This is a genomic window from Sphingomonas segetis, assembly GCF_009720245.1.
GTDB lineage: Bacteria > Pseudomonadota > Alphaproteobacteria > Sphingomonadales > Sphingomonadaceae > Sphingomicrobium > Sphingomicrobium segetis.
This window is the reverse complement of sequence record NZ_WJSQ01000074.1, coordinates 1-12,947: the sequence shown is the minus strand read 5'-3', so window position 1 is coordinate 12,947 and position 12,947 is coordinate 1. Positions and strand designations below refer to the sequence as shown.

Annotated in this window: 13 protein-coding genes; 9 read left to right on the top strand and 4 right to left on the bottom strand. The window is 66.3% G+C overall.

What is annotated here, in order from left to right; translation table 11 throughout:
* Positions 1–2: 2 nt before the first annotated feature.
* Positions 3–1,298, bottom strand: coding sequence for a heavy-metal-associated domain-containing protein (locus GH737_RS08715; protein WP_155264447.1), 1,296 nt, complete (start codon positions 1,296–1,298; stop codon positions 3–5).
* Positions 1,299–1,363: 65 nt separating this feature from the next.
* Between GH737_RS08715 and purM the strand changes: the two genes are divergently transcribed.
* Genes purM through cls form a run of 5 tightly spaced genes read left to right on the top strand, consistent with a single transcriptional unit; the run spans position 1,364 to position 5,355 of the window.
* Positions 1,364–2,455 carry a phosphoribosylformylglycinamidine cyclo-ligase gene (purM, locus tag GH737_RS08710; RefSeq protein ID WP_155264446.1) on the top strand — a complete coding sequence of 364 codons (1,092 nt, stop codon included), beginning with the start codon at positions 1,364–1,366 and terminating at the stop codon, positions 2,453–2,455.
* Positions 2,448–3,008 (top strand): phosphoribosylglycinamide formyltransferase, encoded by a 561-nt coding sequence (gene purN / locus GH737_RS08705; RefSeq protein WP_155264445.1) that lies wholly within the window; start codon positions 2,448–2,450, stop codon positions 3,006–3,008. Before purM ends, purN begins: the two co-directional genes overlap by 8 nt.
* Positions 3,005–3,361: an MmcQ/YjbR family DNA-binding protein gene (locus GH737_RS08700; protein WP_155264444.1), complete on the top strand. Its 357-nt coding sequence runs from the start codon at positions 3,005–3,007 to the stop codon at positions 3,359–3,361. The genes purN and GH737_RS08700 overlap by 4 nt, the downstream gene beginning before the upstream one ends.
* On the top strand, positions 3,358–3,876 hold the full coding sequence (locus GH737_RS08695) for a hypothetical protein (RefSeq protein WP_155264443.1): 519 nt from the start codon (positions 3,358–3,360) through the stop codon (positions 3,874–3,876). The genes GH737_RS08700 and GH737_RS08695 overlap by 4 nt, the downstream gene beginning before the upstream one ends.
* A 48-nt stretch (positions 3,877–3,924) precedes the next feature.
* On the top strand, positions 3,925–5,355 hold the full coding sequence (gene cls / locus GH737_RS08690; protein ID WP_155264442.1) for a cardiolipin synthase: 1,431 nt from the start codon (positions 3,925–3,927) through the stop codon (positions 5,353–5,355).
* Between the two features lie 78 nt (positions 5,356–5,433).
* Here the strand turns inward: cls and ndk are convergent, their stop codons facing one another.
* From ndk to GH737_RS08675, 3 genes are read right to left on the bottom strand one after another with little or no spacing between them, the layout of a single operon-like run.
* On the bottom strand, positions 5,434–5,856 hold the full coding sequence (gene ndk, locus GH737_RS08685; protein WP_155264441.1) for a nucleoside-diphosphate kinase: 423 nt from the start codon (positions 5,854–5,856) through the stop codon (positions 5,434–5,436).
* Positions 5,857–5,901: 45 nt separating this feature from the next.
* The gene (locus GH737_RS08680; RefSeq protein ID WP_155264440.1) at positions 5,902–6,369 is read right to left on the bottom strand and encodes a DNA polymerase III subunit chi; all 468 of its coding nucleotides are present in this window, start codon (positions 6,367–6,369) and stop codon (positions 5,902–5,904) included.
* Between the two features lie 42 nt (positions 6,370–6,411).
* A complete protein-coding gene (locus GH737_RS08675; protein WP_155264439.1) occupies positions 6,412–7,881 on the bottom strand; it encodes a leucyl aminopeptidase in 1,470 nt (489 codons plus the stop codon).
* Positions 7,882–8,087: 206 nt separating this feature from the next.
* Here GH737_RS08675 and GH737_RS08670 point away from each other — a divergent pair, with 206 nt between their 5' ends.
* The 4 genes from GH737_RS08670 to GH737_RS08655 form a co-directional block, all read left to right on the top strand.
* On the top strand, positions 8,088–10,250 hold the full coding sequence (locus GH737_RS08670) for an LPS-assembly protein LptD (protein WP_230558716.1): 2,163 nt from the start codon (positions 8,088–8,090) through the stop codon (positions 10,248–10,250).
* A 73-nt stretch (positions 10,251–10,323) separates the two neighbouring features.
* Positions 10,324–11,688: a peptidylprolyl isomerase gene (locus GH737_RS08665; protein WP_230558715.1), complete on the top strand. Its 1,365-nt coding sequence runs from the start codon at positions 10,324–10,326 to the stop codon at positions 11,686–11,688.
* 26 nt (positions 11,689–11,714) lie between these two features.
* Positions 11,715–12,719 carry a 4-hydroxythreonine-4-phosphate dehydrogenase PdxA gene (gene pdxA / locus GH737_RS08660; RefSeq protein ID WP_155264437.1) on the top strand — a complete coding sequence of 335 codons (1,005 nt, stop codon included), beginning with the start codon at positions 11,715–11,717 and terminating at the stop codon, positions 12,717–12,719.
* The coding region (locus GH737_RS08655) for an rRNA adenine N-6-methyltransferase family protein (RefSeq protein WP_275401955.1) at positions 12,716–12,947 on the top strand (232 nt) is incomplete at its 3' end. The genes pdxA and GH737_RS08655, both read left to right, overlap by 4 nt.

The following is a 12,947-nucleotide window of genomic DNA, read 5'->3' as shown; positions in this document are numbered from 1 at the left end:
GATCACGCTGAAATTGCGGATGTTCTTCTGTTCCGTGGCCAATGTGTTCGATTTCGCTCAATTTGCGTTTGCAGCGCGCTAGCAGAGCCTTGAAGCTCTTGCGAGCTTGGCGGATAGTGGGTGCGCACCACGGTGCCCGAGAAATCGCCGATCCAGCCGCGCGCCCTCAGCGCTGCGGCGAGCTGCGCGACATTGCCGCGGTAGGCGACGAGCACGTAGCTGGTCCCCGTCGGGTTAATCAGCTGAGGAGTCGCCGAATCGACGCCGGCGAGTGTCCGCAGGTGAGCCATCGCGAAATTGTAGACGTTGACGTCGCTGCCGGTGACCTGAACCTGGAAGGCATTAACGACACTGGCGGGCTTGGGCGGCGGCGCCTGAGCCGGCAGTTCCTGGATCGGCGGCGGCGGCAGGTTGAGCGACGAGTCGCGCGACAGCTGTCCGGCGGCGAGCGCCTGCGCGAAGATCGAATCGATGCGACGCGCGCCTTCGGCCATCATCGCCGGAATGGCATCGCTGTTCGGCGCCGTCAGCGTGAAGCCGCCTACCACTTCGTTGTCCGGACCGTGACGGGCGATGAAACGCCCGCGCGCCGGTCCCCCCGGATAGGCGTGCTGAATCTGCACTTCCGCGATCAGGATGTCCTGCGCGTCATACATGTCGAGCAGCGCGCGCCACCAGCCGCGGCCGGGGCGCGTGGTCTGCGCGGCGTTCACCAGCAGCGGGTCGGCGCTCATACCGCTCACGCGGACGTAGTTGATCGGCGTCTGTGCGGTGCGGAACTCGGCCCATGCCCGCTGCCAAAGGTTGCGGAATTCGACGCTCGTCGCCGTGCCTGCCGACACCGTCACCGGAATCAGGAGCATGGGGACAGAATGTTCGGTGACCTGCGCGCCTTCGACTCCGAGGAACGGCGCCGCGCGGCTGCGATCGAACTCGACGCTGAGATCGGCAATGTAGCGGCGCGGTCCGAGCTCTTCGCGATCCACGTTGATGGAGGCGACAATCTGGTCGAGCGTCGAATCGGGAAGGTTGGGCGCGCGGCTCGCAGGCGCATTGTGCATCTTGGCCCACAGTGCGCGGAAGCCGAGGCGCTGCGCCATTCGCCACCCGGCGAGGCGGGCCGACTCCGCGTCCGGGCCGCCGACGTCGACGTGCACCGATCCGCTCTCGAGCGTGTTCGAGGTGTCGAGCGGCAGGATTCCGCGGTCGCTGCTTTCGAGCTGCGCGTAAACGGCCGCCCCCGTCCCGAGGACGGCGAAGAGGACCAGGATGAGGACTAAGAGGCGGCGGCGGAGCATTCGCGCCGTCTTTTGACGACAACGGCGTGGAAATCCAAGCGGCTTGTCTCTAGTGGCCCCGCTCGATGAGCCAAAAGCGCTTCACCTACGCCGACGCGGGCGTGTCGATCGACGCCGGCAACGCGCTGGTGAAGGCGATCGGGCCGCTCGCACGCTCGACCGCGCGGCCCGGTGCCGATGCCGAGCTCGGCGGGTTCGGCGGAATCTTCGATCTGAAAGCGGCAGGCTATTCCGATCCGCTGCTGGTCGCGGCGAATGACGGCGTCGGCACCAAATTGAAGCTGGCAATCGAAACCAGGCGGCACGATGGCGTCGGAATCGACCTAGTCGCGATGTGCGCCAACGACCTCATCGTCCAGGGTGCCGAGCCGCTGTTCTTCCTCGACTATTATGCGACCGGAAAGCTCGACAACGACGTCGCGGCTGCGGTGGTGGCGTCGATCGCTGAAGGCTGCAGGCAGGCGGGCTGCGCGCTGATCGGCGGCGAAACGGCGGAAATGCCGGGCATGTATGCCGCGGGCGATTACGACCTCGCCGGCTTTTGCGTGGGGGCCGTCGAGCGCCACCGGGTGCTGACCGGCTCGCGCATCGCGGCAGGCGACGTGGTCCTCGGGCTCGCGAGCTCAGGCGTGCACAGCAACGGCTTCTCGCTGGTTCGGCGCATCATCGAGCAGGAAGCGTGGGACCTCGAAAGGAACTCGCCGGGTCAGGCTGGCCGAGCTCTCTCCGACGTGCTGCTGGAGCCGACGAGAATTTACGTCCGCGCACTGCTGCCACTCGTGCAGAGGGCACGGATCAAGGGCTTGGCGCACATTACCGGCGGCGGACTTCTCGAGAATATTCCAAGGGTTCTCCCTGATGGCTGTCACGCAATGATAAATACCGAACGCTGGCAATTGCCGGCTATCTTCGCGCTCTTGCAGGACGGCGGACGGATCGCCCCGGAGGAGATGGCGCGCACCTTCAACTGCGGGGTCGGGATGGCCGTCGTGACTGCGCCGGATCTCGTGGGCGAGGTCGTGAGCGCGCTCGACGGCGCCGGTGAGACGGCGTTCGATATCGGACGCGTCGAGGAAGGCGTGCGCGGTTGCACCGTTCATGGGCAGGCGGGGACGTGGGGCTCGCACGAGGACTGGTCCGCAACGCACAATGGCTGAACCGAAGCGCGTTGCGGTCCTGATTTCCGGGCGCGGAAGCAACATGCGCGCGCTGGTCGCGCAGGCGAAGGCGTACGAGGTTGTGCTGGTCGCGTCGAACAAGCCTGACGCCGCAGGCCTGCAATGGGCGCGCGAGCACGGGCTCCAAACCTGGGGGCACGACAGCAAAGGCATCGGAAGGGAGGACTATGACCGCATCCTATCGGCCGCGCTCGAAGAGCATCGCGTCGGAACCATCGCCCTCGCCGGCTTCATGCGAATCCTGTCGCCCTGGTTCGTGCAGCGATGGAGCGGTCGGATCGTCAATATCCATCCTTCGCTACTCCCGAAGCATCGCGGCCTCGACACGCATGCCCGGGCTATCGCCGCGGGCGATGAGGTCGGCGGCTGCTCGGTCCATATCGTCACCGAGGAACTCGACGCCGGCGAGGTCCTCGGGCAAGCGGAAGTACCGATCGAGCTCGGCGACACGGCGGCAATTCTCGAGCGGCGCGTACTTGCCGCCGAACATCGGCTATATCCGGCCGTACTCAACGAGTTTGTGCTGAGATGACCGACCCCCTTGCCAAGGTGCGCGAAGCCGCGCTCGAATTGCCCGGAACCGAGGAGCGGCTGTCGCACGGCCAGCCCACCTTCTTCGTGGCTGGGAAACAGTTCGCCCAGTTCCGCGACAATCATCATCGGGACGGCATGACGGTCGTCTGCGTCCGGGTCAGCAGCCTCGACGAACAGGCAATGCTGCTCGACGCGGACCCGGCGACCTATTCGAAGCCCGCCTATCTCCCGAGCTGGATCTCCATCAATCTCGCGGGCGAGCGCGTCAACTGGGACCATGTCGGCGATCGTATCGCGAAAAGCTGGGAGCTTGCGGCGCCGCGCCGCTTTCTCGAGGCTGGCGGGCGATGAGCGAAACCGAATCCGAACACCGCCGCCGGCTCCGCTGGGTTACCTTCGGCGAATTCATCGCGCTCGCCGCGCTGATCGTGTCGGCAGCCGGCGTATGGATCAGCTGGAAGAACAGCGGCGACGACGACAAGCCGACGCGCATCGTCGAGCAGCGCCAGGCGATCCCCCTGACACTTCGGGCGAAAGTGGTGGATGATGGCCGCAAGCTCGAAATCAGCCCCGTGGAGCCGACCCACGCGCTCGAATCGCTGACGGTGACGCTGCCCGGCGCGACGCCGATCCAGGTCGGCAACGACGGCATGCTCGACGCAGACGACGTCGGGTCGGCGCTGGCGAACCGCGACAAGGAACCGAAGGAGGAGAAGCTGTCCGTCCGCGCCCGGATCGACGCGCGCTACGTCGAAGCCGGCAAGGATCGTAGAGCCGGCGGGTCGTACACTTTGCGTTACCGGTGGGAAGGCGGCGGTCTGTTCGGCGGCCGCTCGCTTCGACTGGTCAGCCTCATTCGCGCCTGAGCAGCGTTCGGCTGGACAGCGGCGCCGCAATGTGCGGCACTGCCGCCTATGAATTGGGAGCTCGTCAGCTCGGCCACGATTTTCACCGCCGACGCCGCGACGATCGCGCGCGCGCTGCTTCGCCCGCACCGCGAGCCGGCTTCGCGCCTTGCGTGGATCATCGCCGTGCTTGCGCTGCCAGTGGTCGGGGTCCTGCTTTATCTCCTGCTCGGCGAAGCGCGAATCAGCGCCGGCCGCCGCAACCGCGGGCGAGAGATCAACGCGCGGCTCCCTCGTCCGCAAGGCAATTACGACTGCCCCCTCGACCGCGTCGGCGGCGCGCACTGGGCGCCGTTCGCGCTCGCGAGCACGGTCAACAGGCTCGACCCGACCTGCGGCAACAGCGCCCGCCTGGCGGCCGACAGCAACGCCGCGGTCGACGAGATGGTCGCCGATGTCGATGCCGCATGCGAAACCGTCCATGCCTGCTTCTACATCTGGCTCGCCGATCATAACGGTCTCAAACTCAAGGACGCGTTCGTCAGGGCGGCGCAACGCGGAGTCCAGGTGCGGCTCCTCGCCGACGCGCTCGGCTCGCGCCGGTTGATCCGATCTGACCACTGGCGCGAGATGTGCGAGGGAGGCTGCGGGGTTCGCGTCGCCCTGCCCGTCGGAAACCCGCTGTGGACCGCGATCCGGGGGCGGGTCGATCTGCGTAACCACCGCAAGCTGATGGTTGTCGACAATTGCATCGCCTGGTGCGGAAGCCAGAATGCCGCGGACCCTGAGTTCCGGGTCAAGCCCAGATACGCGCCATGGGTTGACGTCATGAGCCGCTGGCAGGGGCCGGCTGCGCGCCAGTGCCAGTATCTCTTCGTCTCCGACTGGATCGCCGAGGGCGGCGACGAGATCAGCGGCCTGTTGAGCGGCCAGGCACCTGAGGGCGACGGCCCGGTCATGGCACAGGTGCTCGGCACCGGCCCGACGGTGGAGTTCGACGCAATGCCCGGCTGCTTTTCCGAGCTGATCCACTCGGCGCGCGAGGAACTGGTCGTCACCACGCCTTATTTCATCCCCGACGAGCAGCTGCTGTTCGCGCTCACCTCGGCCGGGCGGCGGGGAGTGCGCACGCTGATGCTCTTCCCGAAGCGCAACGACAGCCGCATCGTCGCTGCGGCGAGCCGCAGCTATTACAAGGATCTCATCGACGCCGGCGTCGAGGTGCACGAGTTCCGCCCGGGCCTGCTCCACGCCAAGACGATGGTCGTGGATCGACGTGTCGGGCTGATCGGCAGCGCCAACCTCGACCGCCGCAGCTTCGAGCTCAATTTCGAGAACAACATCCTGTTCGACGATCGCGGCTTCGCAGCCGAGCTGCGGGCGCGCCAGGACGAATATCTCGCCCAATGCGACCGCGTCACGCGCGAAGACGTCGCGTGCTACGGCATCGCCCGGCGGCTCTGGCAGAACCTGCTCGCCACGCTCAGCCCGATGCTTTGACTCGATGTGCTCCTGCGAAGGCAGGAGTCCAGACTCTTCTTAGGACTGGACCCCTGCCTTCGCAGGGGTACGGCTCAGCTAGCCGACGATTTCGTCAGGCTCGAAGAAGAAGTCGATCTCGATCTTCGCGTTCTCGTCGCTGTCCGAGCCGTGGACAGAATTGGCTTCGATCGATTCGGCATAGCTCTTGCGGATGGTGCCTTCGGCGGCGTCGGCAGGGTTGGTCGCGCCCATCACTTCGCGGTTGCGCTTCACGGCGTCCTCGCCCTCGAGCACCTGAACCACCACCGGGCCGGAGGTCATGAAGGTGCACAGGTCATTGAAGAAGGGCCGCTCCTTGTGGACGGCGTAGAAGCCCTCGGCCTGGTCGCGGCTCATGTGGATGCGCCTGGAAGCGACGACTCGAAGGCCCGCGTCCTCCAGCATCTTGGTGATGGCGCCGGTCAAATTCCGGCGGGTGGCGTCGGGCTTGATAATCGAAAAGGTGCGTGTGACCGCCATGAAAGCGCTCCAGTGACTGAAATTCGGTTGGGATTGGCGCGCCGCCTAGCCGTGGACCTCTTCGCGGGCAACCCTCGAGCCTTTCTCGACCCATTTGCCGTCTTCGCGCGCCCAATAGTGCCGCTCGACGCCTTCCCTGCCCGCCAGCGACCGCCATGCCGCGCGCGCGTCCTCGAGCGTTGCGGTGTCGAACATGAAGAAAGCGCGGTCGTAGCTCAGTGCCGAATCGCGCCAGCTGCCGTCCGCGATCAGCATGTTGCGCGCGAGGTTTGGAGCGTCGGGACTCGTCGTCAGCAGTACCGGCTGGCGGGCGTCGTCGGTGCCGCCGGCGACGGAGTGCGGAAGGAAGCTCGCCGGCGCCAGATCCCACAACAGCCGGTCGAGCCTCGCGAGAAAGACCTCGTCCTCGGCGACGACGATCAGACGCCCGTCATCGGCGAGCAGCTTTTCGGCGATTCCGGCAATCACCTGCTCTGCTGGAGTATCTCCAATCTGATAGAAATCGACGCGCATAAACGTGGGAGGGGCAGTCGCGCCAGGGAGTGTCCCTATGTCCTACTTCTCCAGCACGTCGGCCACATATTGGTCGAGCAGGCGCACGCCGTAGCCGGTCGCGCCCTTCTCGTAGGTCGAGCTCGGCTTGTCCGACCACGCCTTACCGGCCATGTCGATGTGCGCCCAGCGCACGCCCTTTTCGATGAATCGCTGAATGAACGATGCCGCGGTGATCGAGCCCCCCTCCCGCGGGCCGACGTTCTTCATGTCAGCGATCGGCGAATCGAGCAGGCGGTCGAAATGCTCGGCAAGCGGCATGCGCCACAGCTTGTCCCCCGATTCGTCGGCGGCCTTGAGCAGCCCCGAGGCCAGCTCCTCGTTGTTCGAGAAGAGGCCGGCCCACTCGTGGCCGAGGCTGACGAGGATCGCACCGGTCAACGTGGCAAGGTCGATGATCGTCGACGGCTTGTAGTTGCGCTGCACGTAGGCGACCGCGTCGGCGAGCACGAGCCGACCCTCGGCGTCGGTGTTGATCACCTCGACCGTCTGCCCCGAAAGCGTCGTCACCACGTCTCCAGGGCGTTGGGCATTGCCGCCGGGCATGTTTTCCACGAGCCCGCAGATTCCGACCAGGTTCGCTTTGGCCTTGCGCAGAGCGAGCGCCTTGAGCGCGCCCGAAACTGCGCCGGCTCCGCCCATGTCCCACTTCATCGCTTCCATGCCGGCGGCCTGCTTGATCGAGATTCCGCCGGTGTCGAACGTGACTCCCTTGCCGACGAACGCGGTCGGCTGGCCGCCGGTGCCGCCTCCGTTCCACCTGAGGATCAATAGCCGGGCCTCGCGAACGGAGCCCTGCGCGACGCCGAGCAGCGCGCCCATGCCGAGCTTCTCCATCTGCGCGCGGTCGAGGACCTCGATCTCGATCCCGCTGCCCTCGAGCGAGGCTCGGACGCGCTCGACGAAGCTCTCCGGGTAGATGATGTTCGCGGGCTCGGTGACGAGCTCGCGCGTCAACGACACGCCCTCGACCACAGGCACCCAGCGCGCCTTGTAGCGCTGCTCGGCGCCCTCGCCCCCGACGATCACGATCTCTTCGAGTGTCGGCTTCTGGTTGTCCTTGAGCCGGGTGCGGTAGCGATCGTGCCGCCATGAACGCAGCGCCGCCGCTAGGGCGACCCGCGCGGCCGTGTCGGCGTCGTAGCCGACGCCGCTGAGGTCGATTACCGCCTTCTTCTCGCCCGATGCGAGCAGCCTCGCCGCGGCCGTCCCGCCGAGCTTCTCCGCGCTCTCGCTCGGGGCGGCGCCGGTACCGAGGCCGACGAGCAGGACCCGCCGGACGGTACCATTGTCGTTGACGAACTGCTCGGACACGCTCGACCCGTCGCCTTCGAACCGCTGCCGGTCGAGCGCCGCATTCACGGTCTGCTGCGCAGCCCCCAGGGAACCGAGCGCCGAGCGGTCCTTGCCGGAAACCGGCAGAACCAGCGCATAATCTCCCGAAGGCCGAGTGTCGGCGAACCCAATTTGCATGTGCGGCAATCCTGTAAAGGCGAACAGTCGTCCCCGCCTTTAAGATGCAAGTCGAACCTTGGCAAAGGAACGGCAGCCGCCGCCTGGCCGATTGTCGCGCAGCGGGAGAGATGCGATAGGCGCTCGCCACAGCGGGATCATTCGGGTTGGCGGACGGGACAGCGTTGACGGCGAGATTTGTCTGGTGGTCAGCGCTCCCGATGCTGATGGCGGCGCCCGCGGCCGCGGCGGCTCAGGTCGCCCCTGCTCCACCGGCGACGGCGGCGGTCCAGGACCCGATCGTCGAGTTCAGCGCCGACCAGGTCAGCTATGACAACGACGCCGACGTCGTGACCGCGAGCGGCGAGGTCCGCATGAACCGCGACGGCAATTATATCGCCGCCGACAAGATCGTCTGGGAACGCAGGACCGGCCAGGTATTCGCCCAGGGCAATGTCGTCCTGTTGACGCCGCAGGGCGACAAGCTGGTCGGCGACAGCGTGCAGCTGACCGACACGCTGCGCGACGGCACGGTCACCAACCTACTGGTCGTGCTGGAGAACGGCGCCCGTCTTGCCGCGACGCGAGGCACGCGCACGGGCGAGGTCATCGCGCTCGAGAATGCCGTCTATTCGCCTTGCCCGGTCACGACCGCGACGGGGTGCCCCAAGCGTCCGAGCTGGGCAATCACCGCGGCCAAGGTGATTGACGATCCCTCGACAGGGCGCGTCCGCTTCGTTGGCGGGCGCTTGCAGATCTTCGGAGTCACGCTGCCGCTCCTCCCCGTCTTCGCCATTTCCCGAGGGACCGAAGGTGCGACTGGATGGCTCGCGCCGGACTTCAGCATTTCGAGCAGGAAGGGCTTCGAGATTTCGCAGCCGTACCATTGGCAGATGGGCACGAACCGCGACCTGACGCTCACCCCGCACGTTTACACCGGAGTCCTTCCCGCGATCGAAGCGAAGTACCGCCAGCTCGACCGCTGGGGCGCATTTCAGGTCGGTGGTTTCCTGACCTACGGCACGGTCGAGAGCATCGACCCCGATGTCACCTCGACGCGCAAGGGCGTGCGCGGCTATTTCGAAGCCAACGGCAAGGCGCAGCTCGACCCGCTGTGGAGCGTCACCACGTCGCTTCGCGCGGCGACCGACAAGACCGTGACGCGGCGCTACGACATCACCAACGACGACCGGCTACGCAACGTCGTCAATGTCGAGCGAATCAGCCCCGATTCCTACATCACCATCGCCGGCTGGGCGTTCGAAGGGCTTCGTGCCGAAGACCGTCAGAAAGAGATCCCGATCGCGCTTCCCGCGGTCGACGCGCGCTTCCGGAAAGAGGGCCTTTTCGGCGGAACCTTGCAGCTGCAGGGCAACAGCCTTTCTATCTTGCGGATCGAGGGCCAGGACACCCAGCGCGCATTCGCGAGTGCCCAATGGGACCTGAGGCGAGTGACGCCATGGGGGCAGGAAGTGACCCTCACCGCCTTTGCGCGCGGCGACGTCTATCATACCGACGAAGCCCAAAGCACGGCGGTGCCGATCTACAGTGGTACCGACGGATGGCACGCCCGGGCGATCGGCGCGCTCGCCGCGGACGTCAAATGGCCGTTCATCGGCCCGCTGTTCGGGGGAGTGCAGCGGCTGGTGCCCCGGGTTCAGCTGGTGCTGACTCCGCCGACTCCGAACATCGACATCCCCAACGAGGACGCGCGCTCGATCGACCTCGAGGACAGCAACCTGTTCGCGCTGAACCGCTTCCCCGGCTACGACCGATGGGAAGACGCTTCACGCATCACCTACGGCGTCGACTGGTCGCTCGACCGGCCCAACCTCTCGATCGAGACCACGGTCGGGCAAAGCTACCGCCTCGTCGACCGCCCGGCGATTTTCCCGCAGGGGACCGGCCTGACCGACCGCTGGTCGGACATCGTCGGCAGGACGAACATCCGCTACGGGCGGCTGCTCGACCTCACTCACCGCTTTCGTATCGACAAGGACAATTTCGCGGTCCGCCGCAATGAGATCGACCTCACCATCGGCACCACACAGACCTACGCCCAGCTCGGCTATCTCAAGCTCAACCGCAATGTCGACCCGACCATCGAGGACTTGCGCGACATCGAGGAGCTGCGCATCGCCGGGCGAATCCTGTTCAACCGTTACTGGTCGATCTTCGGGGCCGCTGTCATCGACCTGACCGACAAGGACGAGGACCCGCTGGCGATCGGCGACGGCTGGGAACAGGTGCGCGACCGGTTCGGCATCCAGTACGAAGACGACTGTTTGCAGATTGGGCTCACGTGGAAGCGCGATTATGAGCGGATCGGCACCTTCCGCGCCGGCAACAGATTTGGCATCCACTTGGCATTGAAGGGCATTGGCCGCTAAGGCTGCGTTCAGCGGGCCTGAATAAACGGCAATCACCAGCAGCAGGCTGCAAATCAAGGGAATTTTGAAAACCGTGGCACGAGCTTTCCGACTGAATTCCACGCGCGCCCTCCTGGCCGGCTCAGCCGTCCTTCTCGGCGCGGCGACCGCGGCGATGGCTCAGCAGGCCGCCGACCAGCAGTCACCGCCGGTCAACAGCAGCCAGTCGCTCAACCTGCCGGAAAACCCGCAGTTGTTCGGGACGACCATGCCGTCGGTCATCAAGGCCACGGCGATCGTCAACGGCGACGTGATCACCCAGACGGACGTCGACCAGCGCCTACAGTTCCTGTCCATTGCCAACGGGCAGCCGATCCCGGCCGAGCAGGTCGAGGCGTTGCGGCAGCAGGTGCTGAGGAACCTGATCGACGAAACGCTCCAGATCCAGGCCGCCAAGGCGGAGAAGATCGAGATCAAGAAGTCGGACATCGACCGGACGGTCGAGCGCGTGGCGGCGGATTCGAAGCAGACTCCGCAGCAGCTCGCCGCTTATCTCGACGCGCACGGCTCATCGATCTCGTCGCTGCGGCGCCAGATCGAAGGCGAGATCGCATGGCGCAGGCTCCAGCAGGCGAAGATCGAAGCGGGCGTGAGCGTCGGCGACGACGAGGTGAAGGCGGTGCTCGACCGCCTCAACGCGGCCAAGGGCACCGAGGAATATCGTGTCGGCGAAATCTTCCTGTCGGCGACGCCCTACACGGAAGAGCAGACGCTCCAGAATGCGCAGAAAATCCTCGAGCAGCTCAAGAACGGCGCCTCGTTCGCCGCTTACGCGCGACAATATTCCGAGGCCTCGACGGCCGCGGTCGGCGGCGACCTCGGCTGGGTTCGCCCCGAGCAGCTCCCCACCGCGCTTTCTGCCGTCCTGAAGCAGATGGGGCCGGGCACGATCAGCAAACCGATCGAGGTCAACGGCGGCGTCTCGATCATCGCGGTCCAGGACACGCGCAAAGTGCTTACTCCCGATCCGCGCGATGCTATCCTCAGCCTCAAGCAGGTGTCGATCAACTTCCCGAAAGGGACGTCGCGACAGCAGGCCGAGCCGATCGTCGCCAGCTTCGCCGAGGCAGCGAAGAACATTGGCGGGTGCGGCGGGGCGGAAAAGATCGCCGGCGAATTCCATGGCGAGGTCGTCACCAGCGACCAGATCAAGCTGCGCGATCTGCCTGCGACCCTCCAGCAGATGATGCTGCCAATGCAGGTCGGGCAGGCGACACAGCCGTTCGGCTCGCTCGACGAGGGCGTTCGCGTGCTCGTCATCTGCGGTCGCGACGAAGCGCAGTCGAACGCGCCAACCTACGACGACGTGTACAGTCAGCTCAACGAGGAGCGGGTGAACTCGCGCGCGCGGCGCTACCTCGCGGACCTCCGCCGCGACGCGATCATCGAATTCCGCTGATCTCCGATTTCCGATAAGGGCGGGTCATGTCGGCAGCCCCGCCCCGCCCGCTTGCGATTTCGCTCGGCGATCCCGCAGGCATCGGGCCCGAAGTCATCGCCAAATGCTGGGATTCGCGCGGCGACTTTGGCCTGCCGCCGTTCGTCGCAATCGGCGATCCCCGCTCGGTCGTTGCGGTGTGGGATGGTCCGATCGAACTGATCGACGATCCGCGCCAGGCGGATTCGGCCTTCGACGTCGGGCTCCCGCTGATCCAGCTCAACGCCGCCCATCCCGATATTCCGGGGCATCCCAGCGTCGCCGGTGCACATTGCTCGCTGGATTCGCTCGAAATTGCCGTCGGGCTCGCGCGCTCCGGCTCTGCATCGGCGGTCGTCACCGGTCCGGTCGCCAAGGAGCAGCTCTACTCGATCGGCTTCCAGCATCCCGGCCAGACCGAATTCGTCGCCGAGCGCTGCGGGGTGGCCGCCTCGAACGTCGTGATGATGCTGGCAGGGCCCACCTTGAGGACGGTACCAGTCACGACGCACCTGCGCCTCTCCGACGTGACCCAGCACCTCACCAGCGCTCTCATTGAGTCGCGCGGTCGCGCTGCGCTCCGCGGCCTTCAGCGCAATTTCGGAATTCCGGAGCCGCGGCTCGCCGTGTCCGGCCTCAATCCCCACGCCGGCGAAGGCGGACAGCTCGGCAGCGAGGAGGTCGAGATCATCGAGCCGGCGATCGCCGCGCTTGCCGCCGAGGGCTGGCGGGTCACTGGGCCGCACCCCGCCGACACCATGTTCCACGAATGCGCCCGGGCCAGATATGACGCGGCACTGTGCATGTACCACGACCAGGCGCTGATCCCGATCAAGGCGCTCCACTTCCAGGACGCGGTGAACGTGACGCTGGGGCTTCCGATCGTCCGCACGGCGCCGGACCATGGGACCGCGTTCGACATCGCCGGGCAGGACCGTGGAGACCCACGGCCGATGGCGGCGGCGCTCCGCTTGGCCGCCCACCAGGCGCTGCTGCGAGCCGACGCCGCTTGAACGGATCAGCAGAGCCACTGCGCGATGTCATCGCCCGGCACGGGCTCAGCGCGAGCAAGGCGCTCGGACAAAATTTCATCCTCGACCGCCAGCTGCTGTCGCGGATTGCCGCGGTTCCAGGCAGGCTCGAAGGAGAGCGTGTCTACGAGGTCGGCCCGGGCCCGGGCGGCCTAACGCGCGCGCTGCTCGAGGTCGGCGCCTCGGTCGTCGCCGTCGAGCGGGACCGGC